Genomic DNA, 18,207 nt, shown 5'->3' with positions numbered 1-18,207 from the left:
TTTGTTTGAAGGGTTCTTTGGAATGAGAAAACCCGGGACTGGCCCGGGCTTCGTAGTTTAACGAGACTTCAAAAACTTAGAAGTTCAAGGTCCGTTTGTCCACTGCCAAAGCAGCTTCTTTGGTGGCTTCACTCAAGGAGGGGTGCGCATGGCAAATACGGGCAATGTCTTCTGCGCTGGCACGGAATTCCATGGCCACAACGGCTTCAGAGATCAATTCGCTGGCCATGGGGCCGACGATGTGAACACCCAAAATTTCGTCGGTCTTAGCATCAGCCAAGAACTTGACCATACCGGTGGTGTCGCCCAAGGCGCGTGCGCGGCCATTGGCCAGGAATGGGAACGTACCCGCTTTGTAAGCCACGCCATCCGCCTTGAGTTGCTGCTCTGTTCGGCCCACCCAAGCAATCTCGGGGCTGGTGTAAATAACCCAAGGAATGGTGTTGAAGTTGACGTGACCGTGTTGACCCGCAATTCGCTCGGCCACAGCAACGCCCTCTTCTTCAGCTTTGTGCGCCAACATGGGACCACGCACCACGTCGCCCACAGCCCAAACGCCTGGCAAATTGGTTTTGCAATCTGCGTCAACCACAATGGCACCGCGCTCGTCCAATTGGAGGCCCACCGCTTCGGCGTTCAAACCAATGGTGTTGGGCACACGGCCAATGGAGACAATCAGCTTGTCTGCATCAATGCTCTGGGCTTCGCCCTTGGCATTGGTGTAGGCCACTTTGACGCCCTTCTTGCCGTTTTGAATTTCCCCGACTTTGACGCCGAGTTCAATTTTCAGGCCTTGCTTGTCGAATGCTTTTTTGGCTTCTTTGGCAATCTGCTCGTCCACTGCGCCCAAGAAGGTTGGCAAACCTTCGAGGATGGTGACTTCTGAGCCCAGACGACGCCAGACAGAACCCATTTCCAAACCGATCACGCCAGATCCGATGAGCACCAATTTCTTGGGAACTGCACCAACTTTCAAAGCACCGTCGTTGGACAACACATTGACTTCGTCAAAGGGTGTGCCTGGCAAAGCGCGCGCATTGGAACCTGTGGCCACAATGATGTTCTTGCCCACCAAAGTTTCGTTGGCTGCACCCGTGACATTCACTTCATAGCCACCTTCAACGGCTTTGCTGAACGCGGCGCGGCCGTGGAAGAAAGACACTTTGTTCTTTTTGAACAAGTACAAAATGCCGTCGTTGTTTTGCTTCACAACGTTGTCTTTGCGGGCAATCATCTTGGCCACGTCCATGCTGACGCCCTTCATCTCAATGCCGTGATCGGCAAAGTGATGGTTGGCTTGCTCGAAGTGCTCAGAAGACTGCAGCAATGCTTTGGAGGGAATGCAACCAACGTTGGTGCACGTACCGCCAGGGGCCGGGCCCCCTGCGGCGTTTTTCCATTCGTCGACGCACGCCACTTGGAAACCCAATTGGGCTGCACGAATGGCGGCGATGTAACCGCCGGGGCCGCCACCGATGACGACCACATCAAATTGTTTGCTCATGCTAATTCCTAATCAGTTCTTAGATGTCAAACAACAAGCGTGATGGATCTTCCAACGCTTCTTTCATGGCCACCAAGCCCAAGACAGCTTCACGGCCGTCAATGATGCGGTGGTCGTAAGACATGGCGAAATAGTTCATGGGGCGAACCACGACTTGACCGTTTTCAACCATGGCGCGATCTTTTGTGGCGTGCACACCCAAGATGGCAGACTGGGGTGGGTTGATGATGGGGGTGGACATCATGGAGCCGAAGGTGCCGCCATTGGAGATGGAGAACGTACCGCCGGTCATGTCTTCAATGCCCAACTTACCGTCTTTGGCCTTGGCGCCAAATTCAGCAATTTTCTTTTCGATGTCGGCAAAGCTCATTTGATCGGCGTTGCGCAAAATAGGTACCACCAAACCGCGGGGTGAACCTACAGCAATACCAATGTCGAAGTAGCCGTGGTAAACGATGTCGTTGCCGTCAACGGATGCATTGAGCACAGGGAACTTCTTCAAAGCATGAACCGCAGCTTTGACGAAGAAGCTCATGAAGCCCAACTTAATGCCGTGTTCTTTTTCAAACTTGTCTTGGAAGCGCTTGCGCATTTCCATAACGGGCGCCATGTTGATTTCGTTGAATGTCGTCAAGATGGCATTGGTCGATTGCGATTGCAACAAACGCTCGGCCACACGGGCACGCAAACGTGTCATGGGCACGCGCTGCTCTGGGCGATCACCCAAGTTGACTGCAGGTGCCGCCACTTGTGGCAATGACGATGTGGGCACGCCAGTAGGAATAGAAACTTGCGCAGCAGGCTTAGCACCGCCGGCAACTGCGGACAACACATCACCCTTGGTGACGCGGCCATCTTTACCAGAACCGGCAACAGAGCCAGCGGCCAAGTTGTTGTCGGCCATCAGCTTGGCAGCGGCAGGCATTGCCACACCCGCCATGCTGGTGCTTTGAGCAGCGGGTGCTGCAGCAGGTGCGCTGGCGGCAGGTGCGCTGGCGGCAGGTGTTGGCGCAGCTGCGGCGGCAGGTGCCGCAGCAGCCACTTTGCCGTCTGTATCAATGCGTGCAATGAGTTGCTCAGCGGTGACGGTACCGCCGTCGCCCACCAAGATTTCAGACAACACACCAGCAGAAGGTGCTGGCACTTCCAGTACCACTTTGTCGGTTTCAATCTCGATCAAAATTTCGTCGGCAGCAACACTGTCGCCCACTTTCTTTTTCCATTGCAGCATGGTGGCTTCAGCCACGGACTCAGACAACTGCGGAACTTTAACTTCTACGATAGCCATTTCAATTCTTTCTAAATAGGTTCAATCGATGTTTGCGTCAGACCTTATTTGGTCAACACAAAGCCTTTGAGTTTGCCGAATGCGCCGTCGACCAAGGCTTTTTGCTGCTCTTGGTGGAGGTGTGAATAACCCACAGCAGGCGATGCGGAAGCCGCGCGACCGGAGTAACCCAGACGCTGACCTTCTGTCATGTTCTCGTGGATGTAATGTTGAACAAAGAACCATGCACCTTGGTTTTGTGGCTCGTCTTGCGTCCACACCAATTCTGTGGCGTTGGGGTACTTTTTCATTTCGGCAGCAAAAGCCTTGTGTGGGAATGGGTACAACTGTTCGACACGCAAAATGGCCGTGTCGTCAGTGCCCAATTCTTCACGCTTTTTCACCAAGTCATAGTAGACCTTGCCTGAACACACCAACACACGTTTGACCTTGTCGGCCTTGAGTGCTTTGTTTTCGGGGATCACGGTTTGGAAGCCACCCTTGGTGAACTCAGACAAAGGTGATGTGGCATCTTTGTTGCGCAGCAAAGACTTCGGTGTGAAGATGATCAGTGGCTTGCGCAAATTGCGAACCATTTGGCGACGCAACACGTGGAAGATTTGGCTGGCGGTGGTGGGCTGAACGATTTGCATGTTGGTGTCGGCCGCCAACTGCATGAATCGCTCCAAGCGTGCAGAGCTGTGCTCTGGGCCTTGACCTTCATAACCGTGAGGCAACATCAGTGTCAGGCCATTCACACGGCCCCACTTTACTTCACCTGATGCAATGAACTGGTCGATCACCACTTGCGCGCCGTTGGCGAAGTCGCCGAACTGGGCTTCCCAGATCACCAAGGTGTTGGGGTCGTTGGAGGCGTAACCGTATTCAAAACCGAGCACCGCTTCTTCAGACAAGATCGAATCGATCACAACAAAGGGCGCTTGGTTTTCTGTGACGTTTTGCAAAGGCACATAAGTACCTGTGTCCCACTTTTCACGGTTCTGATCATGAATCACAGCATGACGGTGCGTAAAGGTACCGCGGCCGCAATCTTCTCCAGACAAACGAACGGGGTAACCGCTGGCCACCAATGAGGCGAAGGCCATGTGTTCGCCCATGCCCCAATCGACTGGGATGTCGCCACGGCCCATGGCGGCGCGGTTGTCATACACATTTTTCACCAATTGATGAGGTGTCACAGTGCTAGGCAAGGTGGTGATTTTTTCGGCAATGCGTTTCCATTCAGCCAATGGAATTGCCGTATTTCCAGCATCAGTCCATTTCTGATTCAAGAAAGGCGCCCAGTCCACAGAGAACTTTGTTTTGAAGTTGGTCAACACAACGTCTTCGTCGGTGTGCTTGCCCGCATCCAAAGCTGCCCGGCAGGCTTTGACCATGTCATCACCCAATGTGTCACCCAAGCCTTGTGCCGCCAAACGATCGGCAAACAACTTGCGCGTACCGGGATGTGCTGCAATTTTCTTGTACATCAACGGCTGTGTGAGGCTAGGCGTATCTTGCTCGTTGTGACCCAGTTTGCGGAAGCAGATGATGTCGAGCACCACGTCTTTTTTGAAGGTCATGCGGTACTCGAGCGCAATTTGTGTGGCCAGCACAACGGTTTCTGGATCGTCTGCATTGACGTGCAACACAGGCGCTTCCACCATCTTCACGATGTCCGTGCAATACACCGTAGAGCGCATGTCGCGTGGATCAGATGTGGTGAAACCAATTTGGTTGTTGATGATGATGTGAACCGTACCACCTGTAGAGTAACCACGGGTTTGGGCCAGCGCCAATGTTTCTTGGTTCACGCCTTGACCTGCAAACGCAGCATCACCGTGTACCAACACGGGCAGCACTTGCTTGCCCAGTGGGTCGGCACGGCGGTCCATACGGGCACGCACAGAACCTTCAACTACAGGGTTCACAATTTCAAGGTGTGAAGGGTTGAACGCCAATGACAAGTGAACAGGGCCACCGCGTGTGCTGATGTCAGAACTGAAACCCTGGTGGTACTTCACGTCACCTGCTGGCAAATCTTCGGGGGCTGTGTGGTCAAACTCAGCGAACAAATCCTTGGGCAACTTGCCCATGGTGTTGACCAACACGTTCAAGCGGCCACGGTGGGCCATGCCAATGACGATTTCTTGAACGCCTTTTTCACCAGCGGCTTGAATCAGTTCATCCATGGCGGCGATGAAAGTTTCTCCACCTTCCAATGAGAAGCGTTTTTGACCTACATATTTGGTGTGGAGGAAACGCTCCAAACCTTCTGCCGCTGTCAAGCGTTCGAGGATGTGTTTTTTCTGGTCTGCATTGAAGTTGGGCTTGCTGCGAATGCTCTCCAACTTTTGTTGCCACCAGCGCTTTTCAGCTTGCTCGGTGGTGTACATGAATTCGGCGCCCAAAGTGCCGCAATATGTTTCGCGCAAAGCATTGAGCAATTCGCGCAGGGGCATGGAATTTTTACCAAAGAAAGTGTTGCTGGTGTCAAACACGGTTTCTTGGTCGGCATCGGTAAAGCCATAGAAGGCTGGATCGAGGTCGGGAATGTTGGGGCGCTCAGTGCGCTTCAAGGGGTCAAGATCGGCCCAGCGTTGGCCCACATTGCGATAAGCCGCAATCAACTGCTGTGCAGCGGTCCGCTTGCGACCCATTTCGGCATCGGCACTGGCCATGACGACTTTGGTGCCACCTTGTTTGGCGCGTTCGGCAAAAGCATTGATGACTGGCAAATGGGGAACGTCTTTGGCAGATGAACCATCGACTGCAGGAACGTGTTGCAAGGCGTCGAAGTATTCGCGCCAGCTGTCGGGAACGCTGCCTGGATTGGCCAGGTAGTTCTCGTACATTTCCTCAACGTAAGGCGCATTGCCTCCGAAGAGATAGGTATTGCCTTGGTAGGCGGTGTAGACGGATTTAGTCTCACTCATATTTCGCTGACCTTCGCTCCCCTTCAGGGAACATTAGTTGGTTGAATTACCTTCCGCGACACGGCTGAACCGGTTGGCGGATGCGACTGTGGCATGGGAAGGGCCTAAGTAACTCGCGGATTATCACATTGATTCTTGGTCCGCGGGTGGTTTTTATGTGAAAACGGGGAAAATTTGCATCCTCCCCGTCAGTCATATGTCAGCCACGATTTCAAAAGTCTTCTTAGGTTTTGACCAAATCAGAAATTTGAAGCAAGGCCGTTGGGTCGTCCATGGTCGTCAGGTCGCCGGGATCACGACCTTCACAAACCGCCTGAATCGCACGTCGCAACAGTTTGCCGCTACGCGTCTTGGGCAGCACAGACACAAACCTAACTCGAGCGGGCCTTGCAACCGCGCCCAATGAGTTGTCAACCACCTTCATGATCTCGCCTTCGAGCTTCAACAATGCCGAGGCATCGCTCAACAGAGAGCCATCTTTGAGCACCGCAAACGCCATGGCCACTTGACCCTTGAGGTTGTCGGCCACACCCACTACAGCCACTTCAGCCACAGCAGCATGGCCAGAAATACTCTCTTCAATTTCTCGTGTGCCCAAGCGGTGACCCGCCACATTGATCACATCGTCAGTACGGCCCAAGATGAAAAAGTAACCGTCTTCGTCTTTGATACCCCAGTCAAAAGTGGAGTAAACCATCTTGCCGGGTACTGTGGTCCAGTAGGTTTTGACGAAACGATCATCGTCACCCCACACGGTTTGCAAGCACCCGGGTGGCAAGGGACCTTCAATGGCAACCACACCTTTTTGGTTGGGCTGCGTGAGTTCTTCACCCGTTTGATCGTCCAGCAGTTTGACGTCATAGCCATAGACCGCTTTGCCAGGTGATCCAAACTTGCTGGGCGTTTTTTCAATGCCGTTACAGACCGTCAAAATGGGCCAGCCCGTTTCGGTTTGCCAGTAATTGTCGATGATGGGTTTGCCCAGACCTTCTGAAATCCATTTGGCCGTCGGTTCATCCAAGGGCTCGCCTGCCAAGAACAATGCCTTCAAGCTGGACAAGTCGTATTTGCTCAGCAGCGCAGGATCTTGCTTTTTCAAAACGCGAATGGCTGTGGGTGCACTGAACATCACGGTCACTTTGTATTTCTCAACCAAGCTCCACCAAATGCCGCCGTCGGGTCTTGTGGGCAGACCTTCGTACATGATGGTGGCCATGCCTCCAATCAAGGGACCATAGATGATGTAGCTGTGGCCGACCACCCAACCAATGTCGCTGGTGCAGAAAAAGGTTTCGCCGGGTTTGCCGCAGAAAATATTGGGAATGCTGGAAGCCAATGCGATCGTGTAACCACCTGTGTCACGCTGCACACCTTTGGGCTTGCCGGTTGTACCCGATGTGTACAAGGTGTAGCTTGGGTGCGTCGAATCCACCCATTCACAAGGCACCACATCATTCAAATGTTGGTCGCGCAAGTTCGCCCAAAGCAAGTCACGACCCTCTGTCATGGCCATTTTGGCAAGGCCACGGTCTACCAATAAAACAGAGTTGGGTTTGTGAGCAGACAAACGAATGGCTTCGTCCAACAAGGGCTTGTATTCAACCACTTTGCCCCCACGTGAGCCTGCATCGGCACTCACAATGACTTTGGGGCTGGCATCTTCAATGCGAGAAGCCAAAGAACCCGACGCAAAGCCACCGAATACCACGGAGTGAATGGCGCCAATGCGCGCACAAGCCAACATGGCAAAGGAAGCCTCTGCAATCATGGGCATATAAATCAAAACACGATCACCTTTTTTGACGCCCAATGACAAGAGCGAAGCAGCCATGCGCTGAACTTCGGCATGCAATTGCTTGTAGGTGTAGGTGACTTCTTGATCTGTTTCGGTAGAAATAAAGATCAAAGCAGCTTGATCGCCACGGTCTTTTAAATGCCGGTCAATTGCGTTATGGCAGAGATTGGTTTCGCCCCCCTTGAACCATTTGGCAAAGGGTGGATTGCTGTAATCGCAAATTTCTTGAGGCGGTTTGTGCCAATCGATTTGCTTGGCTTGTTCAGCCCAAAACGCATCACGGTCCTGAATGGAACGTTTGTGAAACTCTGCATATTGACCCATGGTGTCTCCTAAAGCCGCTCAATCGCAGCAAGCTGCAATACATTGCTGGCGAGCTTTGGACACACTTTAAGTCAGCCGGTCTCGCCTTCTGAATTCATAATTATTCATGAGGGACTTGCGGCAAACTGACTTTAAGTCAGCGCTTTGACCCAAGACTGAACTTCTTTGAAGTCAGGATTTTCTGCAGAACGAAGCCATTCGAAGATCACCATCTCGGTGGTGAGCAGCTCAGCGCCTGCGCCTGCCAAGCGGTCAAACGCTGCGTCACGGTCTCGGTCTGAACGAGACGCACAAGCATCGGTCACCACCCACACATCAAACTCATCTTCTAGCAAATCCAAAGCGGTTTGCAACAAACAAATATGGGCTTCGCAACCGGCGATGACAACAGAGGGACCGACCTCAGGCTCAACGGGCTTTTGCAAATGTCTTGGCAAACTTCTGGCATTGCCTTTGGGAACAGCCGGCGCGGGCGGGCTCAGCCATTCACCAAGCCCTTCTTCAACGGCGCTGAAAGCCATTTTTGAAAGCACACGTTTGCAATGTTGTCTGATTTCAGGGCTTGTCTCACCCAAACCTGATGGGTTTTGCTCTGTGGCCCAAACCGGAACTTGCAGGTGTTTGGCTGTTTTGGCCAGTAACTCTGCACGCTGCCACACAGCTTGTGCGTCTTTCATGGCAGGCATCAGTTTGATCTGGTAATCCACCAAAACCAATTGGGAAGCTTCGACTTCTAGCAACATGGTGCAACTTTCTTAGGAAAAACGGGTTCACTCGCGAATACCGTTTGAAGGCATTAAACTGAGCAACTATGAGATGGATTCTATGTGGATTGGTAATCTGGACAACAGTCGCCGTTTCGGCGCCCGTTGAAGACGACCTCGACCGCATGCTCAAAGAACGCGGTTTGATCAATCAGATCACCGATCAATTGTCTCAACAAATCTCAAATCAATTTAGCGGCCCCTTACAAACAGCCCGCAGCACCTTTGGCGGTAAAGCTTCTGAATTGGTCATTCAAGCCATGGGTTTACTGGGTGTCCCGTACAAGCGCGGCGGCATGTCCGAAGAAAAAGGTTTTGATTGCAGCGGCTTTGTGAGACACATGTTTGAAAAGTCTGTCGGCTTGGTCTTACCTCGCAGGGCCGAAGAACAAGCGAAAGTGACCGAAGAAATCAATCGCAGTGAACTCAAGCCAGGTGACTTGGTGTTCTTCAACACCATGAAACGCACCTTCAGCCACGTCGGCATCTACGTTGGCGACGGCAAGTTCATTCACGCCCCCAGACCTGGTAAAGCCGTGCGTGTCGACGACATGCGCGAAGCTTATTGGCAAAAGCGTTTCAATGGTGCTCGCAGGGTTCAATCCGACAAGCTTCAAGCTGAACCCGCACAGAATTGACAGAAATCTAGTGCATGAAAAAACCGCCCGCAGGCGGTTTTTTTGTAGACCTGTTCAAAGCTTATTTCTTTGAAGGTGGCAAATCAGTACAACTGCCATGGGCCACTTCGGCAGCCATGCCAATGCTTTCTCCCAATGTGGGGTGCGGATGAATTGTCTTACCAATGTCCACCGCATCTGCGCCCATCTCAATGGCCAGTGCAATCTCGCCAATCATGTCGCCTGCATGTGTACCCACCATGCCACCGCCCAAGATCTTGCCATGGCCATGCGCCTCGGGTGAATCATCGAACAACAACTTGGTCACGCCTTCGTCGCGTCCGTTGGCAATGGCGCGACCCGAAGCCGTCCAAGGGAACAAGCCCTTCTTGACCTTGATGCCTTGAGCCTTGGCTTGGTCTTCTGTGAGGCCGACCCATGCCACTTCGGGATCCGTGTAAGCAACACTTGGAATGACACGCGCATTGAAGGCACTGGCCGCCAATTCTTTGTTGCCTTGAATTTCACCCGCAATGACTTCTGCTGCTACGTGCGCTTCGTGCACCGCCTTGTGCGCCAACATGGGCTGACCCACGATGTCGCCAATGGCAAAAATGTGGGGCACGTTGGTGCGCATTTGAATGTCAACAGGAATGAAGCCACGGTCGGTAACGTTCACGCCCGCTTTGTCAGCTGCAATTTTTTTGCCGTTGGGTGTGCGCCCCACAGCTTGCAAAACCAGGTCATAAACTTGAGGTGCTGGGGCCGCAACGCCCTCCTCTGCAGACTCAAAGGTCACTTCAATGCCAGCCTTAGTGGCTTTGGCACCCACAGTTTTGGTTTTGAGCATGATGTTGTCAAAACGATGCGCATTCATTTTTTGCCAGATCTTGACCAAATCGCGGTCAGCACCTTGCATCAAACCGTCCATCATTTCCACCACATCCAAGCGTGCGCCCAGCGTGCTGTAGACCGTGCCCATTTCCAAACCAATGATGCCACCGCCCAAAATCAGCATGCGCTTGGGCACTTCTTTGAGTGCCAGTGCACCGGTGCTGTCCACCACGCGGGGATCGTTGGGCATGAAAGGCAAGCGCACCGCTTGGCTGCCCGCTGCAATGATGCAGTTCTTGAAAGACACGACTTTTTTCGCGCCAGTTTTTTCTTGACCAGTGCCCGTTGTTTCTTCCACCACCACATGGTTGGCGCTGACGAATTCACCCACACCACGCACTGTGGTCACTTTGCGCATCTTGGCCATGGCAGCCAAGCCACCAGTCAATTTGCCAATGACTTTTTCTTTGTGCGTGCGAAGCTTGGCAATATCGACCTTGGGGGCTCCAAAGTCGACGCCCAAATCGGCCATGTGACTGACTTCGTCCATGACGGCTGCAACGTGAAGTAAAGCTTTTGAGGGAATACAACCCACGTTCAAGCACACGCCACCCAATGTCGCGTAGCGTTCAACGATGACCACTTTGAGGCCCAAATCGGCCGCGCGGAAAGCTGCAGAATAACCGCCAGGGCCAGCACCCAAAACGAGCAAGTCACATTCAATGTCGACCGCACCGCTGTAGGAAGATGCATTGGGGATGTTGGCAACAACAGGAACTGCTGCAGGTGCTGCGGGCTTGTCAGCAGGTGCACTGACTTGTGAAGGCGCAGCAGCTGGAGCGCTTGCTGCGGCAGATGAAGCCTCACCTTCTAACACCAACACCACAGAGCCTTGTTTGACCTTGTCGCCCAACTTCACTTTGAGTTCTTTGACCACACCAGCTTGTGAGCAAGGAATCTCCATTGAAGCTTTGTCAGACTCTACTGTGATCAAGCTTTGTTCGGCCTTCACGGTATCGCCCACCTTGACCAATAACTCAATGACCGCCACTTCGTCGAAGTCGCCAATGTCTGGTACTTTGATATCAACTAATGCCATGGTTCAGCCTCTCAAAGCAAGACACGGCGGAAGTCGCCAAGGATTTGACCCAAGTACGCGTTGAAGCGGGCTGCTGCTGCGCCGTCAATCACACGGTGATCCCATGTCAATGACAAAGGCAACATCAAGCGCGGTACAAATTGTTTGCCATCCCAAACGGGTTCATGTGTGCTTTTGCACACACCCAAGATGGCCACTTCAGGCGCGTTGATGATGGGCGTGAAATACTTGCCGCCAATGCCACCCAAACTGGAGATGGTGAAGGTTGCGCCTGTCATTTCTGCAGGGCTCAACTTGCCATCGCGAGCTTTCTTTGCCAACTCGCCCATTTCTTGGCTGATTTGCAAAATACCTTTTTTGTCGGCGTCTTTGATCACGGGCACCATCAGACCATTGGGCGTATCGGCCGCAAAGCCAATGTGCCAGTAGTTTTTGTAGACCAAGGCGTCACCGTCCAAGGAGCTGTTGAACTCGGGGTACTTCTTGAGTGCAGCCACACAAGCTTTGATCAAGAAAGCCAACATGGTGACTTTGACGCCAGACTTTTCGTTCTCTTTGTTGGTCGACACGCGGAAGGCTTCCAACTCAGTGATGTCGGCATCGTCGTGGTTGGTCACCGCAGGAATCATGATGGCATTGCGCAACAAGTTGGCGCCACTGATCTTCTTGATGCGGCCCATTTCTTTGCGCTCAATGGGGCCGAACTTGGCGAAGTCAACCTTCGGCCAAGGGATCAAGCCCAATGCAGCGCCATCGCCACCCGCTGGTGCTTTGGCAGCTTGTGCTTTGGTTTGCGTGGCGCCTGCCATGACTGCTTTGGTGAAAGCCTGAACGTCGTCTTGTGTGATGCGACCTTTGGGGCCATTGCCTTTGACTTCTTCCAAAGGCACACCCAATTCGCGCGCAAATTTGCGCACGGAAGGCGATGCGTGTGGCAAGCCCAAGGTGGATGCGCCAGGATTGTGCGCTGGAGCAGACACTGAGGCAGCTGAAGTGGCAGGTGCAGCGACATGCACTGAAACTGCGGCAGGTGCAGCTGAACTGGTAGCAACAGCAGAAACAGCAGCAGGTGCTGCAGCCGCAACGCTGCCTTCCAAAATAGCCAACAAGTCACCAATGTTGACTTTGTCGCCAATCTTGACCTTCAGTTCTTTCAACACGCCGGCCGCTGAGGATGGAATCTCCATCGCAGCTTTGTCCGATTCCACCGTGATGAGCGATTGCTCCATCTTGATGGCATCACCGGGCTTGACGAAAATTTCAATGACGGCAACGTCCTTGAAATCGCCGATATCAGGCACATGAACTTCGATGGGGCCACTGACTGCAGATGCAGCGGCAACAGCGGCAGGCGCAGCTGGATGCGTCGCAGCCACTGGTGCGGCGACAGGTGCTGCTGAAGATGCGCTTGAGGACGCAGCGACATCGCCACTGGCTTCCACCATCAACACCACCGAGCCTTGTTTAACCTTATCGCCCAACTTCACGCGCAGTTCTTTCACCACGCCTGCCGTTGAGGATGGAATTTCCATCGACGCTTTGTCGGATTCAACGGTGATCAAGGACTGTTCAGCTTTCACGGTGTCCCCCACCTTGACCAACAGTTCAATGACGGCCACTTCATCGAAATCACCGATGTCTGGAACTTTGACTTCTACCAATGCCATGTGTGTCTCCAAGTCTTGTGATTAAGCGTACAAAGGATTGACCTTGTCGGTCTTGATGCCATATTGCTTCAAAGCTTCTGCAACTTTGGCAACTGGCACTGCGCCCTCTTCGCTCAAGGCTTTGAGTGCAGCCACAACGATATAGTGGCGATTGATTTCAAAGTGCTCACGCAATTTGCTGCGGAAATCGCTGCGGCCAAAACCATCGGTGCCCAACACTTTGTATGTGCGGCCTTTGGGAATGAACGGGCGAATTTGTTCAGCGTAGTTTTTCATGTAGTCAGTGGAGGCAATGACGGGGCCGTCATGCTTTGCCAACTGTTGTGCGACGAAAGGCACACGGGGTGTTTCCAAGGGATGCAACATGTTAAAACGCTCAGCGTCTTGGCCATCACGCGTCAACTCGTTGAAGCTTGGGCAGCTCCAAACATCGGCTGCAATGCCCCAATCTTTGACCAGCAATTCTTGCGCAGCCAATGACTCACGCAAGATGGTGCCCGAGCCCATCAATTGAACACGTGTCTTGTTCTTGCCACCCGCTTTGCACAAGTACATGCCCTTGATGATTTGCTCTTCCGTGCCGGGCGTGAGGCCTGGCATGGCGTAGTTTTCATTCAACAAAGTGAGGTAATAGAAAACGTTGTCTTGCTTTTCCACCATGCGCTTCAAGCCATGGTGCAAGATCACGCCCACTTCATGCGCGAAGGTGGGGTCGTAGCTAATGCAATTGGGGATGGTGCCCGCCAAGATGTGGCTGTGACCATCTTCGTGTTGCAAGCCTTCGCCGTTCAAAGTTGTACGGCCTGATGTGCCGCCTAACAAGAAACCGCGAGCTTGCATGTCACCAGCTGCCCAGGCCAAATCGCCAATTCGCTGGAATCCAAACATCGAGTAGTACACATAGAACGGCACCATGATGCGGTTGCTGGTGGAGTAGCTGGTCGCCGCAGCAATCCAGCTAGACATACCGCCCGCTTCATTGATGCCCTCTTGCAAAATCTGGCCTGCTTTGTCTTCTTTGTAGTACATCACTTGGTCTTTGTCGACCGGTGTGTATTGCTGACCCGCAGGGTTGTAAATACCGACCTGACGGAACAAACCTTCCATACCAAAGGTACGGGCTTCGTCCACCAAAATAGGCACCACACGTGGGCCCAATGCTTGATCACGCAACAGTTGCGTGAGGAAGCGCACGTAGGCTTGTGTCGTGGAAATTTCGCGACCTTCGGCGGTGGGCTCCATCACCGACTTGAACACATCCAAAGAAGGCACTGTGAAGCTTTCGTCCGCCTTGGTACGACGATGTGGCAAGTAGCCACCCAATGCTTTGCGGCGCTCATGCAAATAGCGCATCTCGGGTGTGTCATCGGCTGGCTTGTAGAAAGGTACCTTGGACAATTCGCTGTCAGGCACAGGAATGTTGAAGCGATCTCGCATGTAGCGAATGTCTTCGTCTGTCAGTTTCTTGGTTTGGTGAACGTTGTTCTTGCCTTCACCGGCTTTGCCCATGCCAAAACCTTTCACCGTTTTGATCAACAACACGGTGGGCTGGCCTTCATGGTTCACAGCCTGGTGGTAGGCCGCATAAACCTTCTGTGGATCATGGCCGCCACGTTTCAACGCCCAAATTTCGTCGTCACTCATGTGCGCCACCATCTCTAAGGTACGGGGATCACGACCAAAGAAATGCTTGCGAACATAGGCGCCATCGTTGGCTTTGAAAGCTTGGAAGTCGCCATCCAAGGTGTCCATCATGATTTTGCGAAGTGCGCCATCTTTGTCGCGCGCCAAGAGTTTGTCCCACTCGCTGCCCCACAGGAGCTTGATCACGTTCCAGCCAGAACCGCGGAATTCGCCTTCCAGCTCCTGAACAATTTTGCCGTTGCCGCGCACAGGACCGTCCAAACGCTGCAAGTTACAATTGACCACGAAGATCAAGTTGTCCAGCTTTTCACGCGCAGCCAAACCAATGGCACCTAAGGATTCCACTTCGTCCATTTCACCGTCGCCACAGAACACCCACACCTTGCGGTTTTCAGTGTTTGCAATGCCACGTGCATGCAAATACTTCAAGAAGCGCGCTTGGTAAATGGCCATCAAAGGGCCAAGGCCCATCGACACTGTCGGGAACTGCCAGAACTCAGGCATCAACTTGGGATGTGGGTAGCTCGACAAACCCTTGCCGTCTACTTCTTGACGGAAGTTGAGCAACTGCTCTTCGGTCAAGCGGCCTTCCAAATAGGCACGGGCATAAACGCCTGGTGACACGTGGCCTTGGATGTACAAGCAATCACCGCCATGGTTTTCACTTTCAGCATGCCAGAAGTGATTGAAACCAGCACCGAACATGTGGGCCAATGAAGCAAAAGAGCCAATGTGGCCGCCCAAATCACCACCATCTTCAGGGTTGTGGCGATTGGCCTTGACCACCATGGCCATGGCGTTCCATCGCATGTAAGCACGCAGACGCTCTTCAATTTCAATGTTGCCCGGGCAATGGGCTTCTTGATCAGGCTCGATGGTGTTCACATAACCCGTATTGGCAGAAAACGGCATGTCAATGCTGTTTTCGCGGGCATGTTCAAGGAGTTGTTCCAACAAGAAGTGGGCGCGTTCACCACCTTCTTTTTCAATCACGGCGGACAGTGCGTCCATCCATTCACGGGTTTCAATGGCGTCCAAGTCATTGAGGACGTTATTAGGCTGAACGGCTGACATGTTTGTCTCCTTTGTAGGCCGTGGTTGATCTATTTTTTCGGAATTCTCGCACAAAGTTTTATAAATTTCAAATTGTGCTTTTATATTTTGTATTATGAAATTTACTAAAAAGGGTTTCCCCTAAACTCTAGGGGATGAAGTCGCAAAACGCAGCAATAACCTTAAAGGCGATGAAACCTACCAACTGGTGGCGTCGATGGTGGAAACGCCAGAATCCAGTTCGCCAAGACCGTTTTGCCAGTTTGGCCCCTATTGCTTCTGTTCTGCTGTTCTTGAGTGCCATCGTTTTTTCTTTTTGGTACTTGCGTGTAGAGGAAATTGACCGCGAACAAGAAGCCGTCAAGCGCGATGTGGAATACAGCCAACAACGCTTGCGTTTGCGTTTGCTAGAACGCCAAGAACAAATCATGCGTTTGGCCAGAGACGCATCCAACAAAGACATCGACATCAAAGAATTCACCCGAAGGGCTGAATCCTTGGTGATGAAAAACCCTGAATTGCAAACTGTGGCGTGGGTCGATGACAAACGAAAAATTTTGGCCAGTCAAACCGCCCCCAGCGTTTTGGTCAGTCAAAAGTGGCGCGTTGGCGAAGTCCTGAAATGGGGTGAGTCCGAAAACAGCTACAGCTTGGCTCGAGATTTGATGCAGCCTGTTTATTCGCAAGAAGATGACGGGAGCTTGTCCATCGGAAGCCCCGGAGCCGGACAAGAAAATTATGCGCGCAACGTGGTGTTGCAACTTCACACGCCTTTGACCAATTCACAAGGCCGATTCAATGGTGTCGTGATGGCGGAATATGCCGTTGAAAGTTTGCTGCGCTATGGCGTGCCAACGGAAATTTTGGCGAAGTACGCCGTCTCATTGCTCGACAGCGAAGGCAATTTGATTGCAGGTCAGACCATTCCAAAGCGCACAAGCATCTGGAATTTCGTGCCAGGCATCGTGAACCAAAACAACGAGTTTGAAGTGCCTGTCTCACCTGTTGGCAATGGGTTGATCTTGCGTGCGCAGACTTGGAAAACTTCGCAAGATTTGGTGGGCAGTGGCTTGTTCTGGCTGGTCAGTTCATTGAGCTTGCTCACGGCTTGGATGTTGATCGGTAACTGGCGTCACACACGAAAGCGTCAGCAAACACAAAAAGAATTGATGGCAGAAACCAACTTCCGCCGCGCCATGGAAAACTCCATGCTGACGGGCATGCGTGCCCTCGACATGGAAGGTCGCATCACGTATGTCAATTTGGCTTTTTGTCAAATGACCGGATGGCAAGAAAACGAACTCATTGGCGCCGTGGCGCCCTTTCCGTACTGGCCCGATGAAGACCGCGACCAACTGATGGCCCGATTGGAAGAGGAGATGAGTGGCAAACAAATTGCCGGTGGTTTTCAAGTTCGCGTCAAACGCAAAAACAACAGCATTTTTGATGCCCGTCTTTACGTCTCTCCATTGATTGATGCCATGGGCCAACAAACCGGTTGGATGACTTCCATGACCGACATCACGGAACCCAACCGAGTCCGAGAGCAATTGGCAGCTTCCTACGAACGCTTCACAATTGTGTTGGAGGCTTTGGATGCGTCTGTCTCTGTTGCACCTCTTGGCAGTGCAGAATTATTGTTTGCCAACAAACTTTACCGCCAGTGGTTTGGCACAGACACGAATGGCCATTTGAGTTTGGTTGAAAAAGCAGGCATGTTAGACATTCGCAATGCCGAACTCGAATTGGATGATGTTGACGCTTTGGCGGGATTACCCACTGAAAGCTTGACGGTCGCCCCAGCTGAACGGGCCGAAATTTATGTTTCGCACCTCAGCAAATGGCTTGAAATTCGCACGCGATACATTAACTGGGCTGATGGCCGACTGGCGCAATTGGTCATCGCAACGGACATCACCACACGCAGGCAAGCCGAAGAATTGGCGGCACAACAAGCTGAACGCGCGCAAAATGCTAGCCGACTGATCACCATGGGCGAAATGGCCTCCAGTGTGGCCCATGAACTCAATCAACCCCTGACGGCCATCACAAACTATTGCAATGGCATGTTGTCACGCATCAAAGGCCAGCAAATTGAAGAGAAAGACCTGGTTTGGGCCCTAGAAAAGACAGCACACCAAGCCCAACGTGCGGGTCAAATCATTCATCGCATTCGATCCTTCGTCAAACGCAGCGAACCGAACAGGACTGAATCTGACGTCCTAACCATGGTCAATGAAGCCGTTGAGTTGGCTGAAATTGAATTGAGACGCCGTAATGTGCGACTTTCGCATTACGTCGCGTCCCGCTTGCCCAAGCTTCAAGTCGACCCCATCCTGATTGAACAGGTGTTGGTCAACTTGATGAAAAATGCAGCAGAGTCCATTGACAATGCTGAACGCCCCGTTGGACAGCGCCATGTTGAGCTACGTGTGGTTCCCAAGGTAGTAGACCAACAAAATACGGTTTATTTTTCTGTCACCGACACCGGAAAAGGCCTGCCACCTGAGGTCATGGACAGGCTTTACGAGGCCTTTTTCTCAACCAAATCGGAAGGCATGGGCATTGGCCTGAATTTATGCCGGACCATTGTGGAATCTCACAAAGGCAGAATTGCCGCCGAGAACCTCTACAATGCCGACGAGGTAGTTGGATGTTGTTTTTCCTTTTGGATCCCATCCGGCGGAACGACTTTGATTTGAT

General features: G+C 52.4%; 10 protein-coding genes. 2 read left to right on the top strand and 8 right to left on the bottom strand.

What is annotated here, in order from left to right:
* Nucleotides 1–76 precede the first annotated feature (76 nt).
* The 5 genes from lpdA (B9Z46_RS00310) to B9Z46_RS00290 form a co-directional block, all read right to left on the bottom strand.
* A complete protein-coding gene (gene lpdA / locus B9Z46_RS00310; RefSeq protein WP_108254134.1) occupies nucleotides 77–1,504 on the bottom strand; it encodes a dihydrolipoyl dehydrogenase in 1,428 nt (475 codons plus the stop codon).
* Between the two features lie 19 nt (nucleotides 1,505–1,523).
* A complete protein-coding gene (gene odhB / locus B9Z46_RS00305; protein ID WP_108254133.1) occupies nucleotides 1,524–2,792 on the bottom strand; it encodes a 2-oxoglutarate dehydrogenase complex dihydrolipoyllysine-residue succinyltransferase in 1,269 nt (422 codons plus the stop codon).
* A 44-nt stretch (nucleotides 2,793–2,836) separates the two neighbouring features.
* Nucleotides 2,837–5,707: a 2-oxoglutarate dehydrogenase E1 component gene (locus B9Z46_RS00300; RefSeq protein WP_108254132.1), complete on the bottom strand. Its 2,871-nt coding sequence runs from the start codon at nucleotides 5,705–5,707 to the stop codon at nucleotides 2,837–2,839.
* Between the two features lie 223 nt (nucleotides 5,708–5,930).
* A complete protein-coding gene (locus B9Z46_RS00295; protein ID WP_108254131.1) occupies nucleotides 5,931–7,826 on the bottom strand; it encodes a propionate--CoA ligase in 1,896 nt (631 codons plus the stop codon).
* Between the two features lie 131 nt (nucleotides 7,827–7,957).
* Nucleotides 7,958–8,569, bottom strand: a complete 612-nt coding sequence (locus tag B9Z46_RS00290; RefSeq protein ID WP_108254130.1) for an isochorismatase family protein — start codon at nucleotides 8,567–8,569, stop codon at nucleotides 7,958–7,960.
* 68 nt (nucleotides 8,570–8,637) lie between these two features.
* Between B9Z46_RS00290 and B9Z46_RS00285 the strand changes: the two genes are divergently transcribed.
* A complete protein-coding gene (locus B9Z46_RS00285; protein ID WP_055360823.1) occupies nucleotides 8,638–9,228 on the top strand; it encodes a C40 family peptidase in 591 nt (196 codons plus the stop codon).
* Nucleotides 9,229–9,289: 61 nt separating this feature from the next.
* Here the strand turns inward: B9Z46_RS00285 and lpdA (B9Z46_RS00280) are convergent, their stop codons facing one another.
* Genes lpdA (B9Z46_RS00280) through aceE form a run of 3 tightly spaced genes read right to left on the bottom strand, consistent with a single transcriptional unit; the run spans nucleotide 9,290 to nucleotide 15,525 of the window.
* A complete protein-coding gene (gene lpdA, locus B9Z46_RS00280; protein ID WP_108254129.1) occupies nucleotides 9,290–11,140 on the bottom strand; it encodes a dihydrolipoyl dehydrogenase in 1,851 nt (616 codons plus the stop codon).
* An 11-nt stretch (nucleotides 11,141–11,151) separates the two neighbouring features.
* Complete coding sequence (gene aceF / locus B9Z46_RS00275; RefSeq protein ID WP_108254128.1) at nucleotides 11,152–12,807, bottom strand: dihydrolipoyllysine-residue acetyltransferase; 1,656 nt, start codon at nucleotides 12,805–12,807, stop codon at nucleotides 11,152–11,154.
* Between the two features lie 21 nt (nucleotides 12,808–12,828).
* Nucleotides 12,829–15,525 (bottom strand): pyruvate dehydrogenase (acetyl-transferring), homodimeric type, encoded by a 2,697-nt coding sequence (gene aceE / locus B9Z46_RS00270; protein WP_108254127.1) that lies wholly within the window; start codon nucleotides 15,523–15,525, stop codon nucleotides 12,829–12,831.
* Nucleotides 15,526–15,695: 170 nt separating this feature from the next.
* Between aceE and B9Z46_RS00265 the strand changes: the two genes are divergently transcribed.
* Nucleotides 15,696–18,206 (top strand): PAS domain-containing sensor histidine kinase, encoded by a 2,511-nt coding sequence (locus tag B9Z46_RS00265; RefSeq protein ID WP_233245860.1) that lies wholly within the window; start codon nucleotides 15,696–15,698, stop codon nucleotides 18,204–18,206.
* The last annotated feature ends 1 nt before the right edge of the window (nucleotide 18,207 follow it).

The sequence above is a fragment of the Limnohabitans sp. Hippo4 genome, assembly GCF_003063605.1.
GTDB lineage: Bacteria > Pseudomonadota > Gammaproteobacteria > Burkholderiales > Burkholderiaceae_C > Limnohabitans_A.
This window is presented reverse-complemented; position numbering and strand designations above follow the sequence as displayed.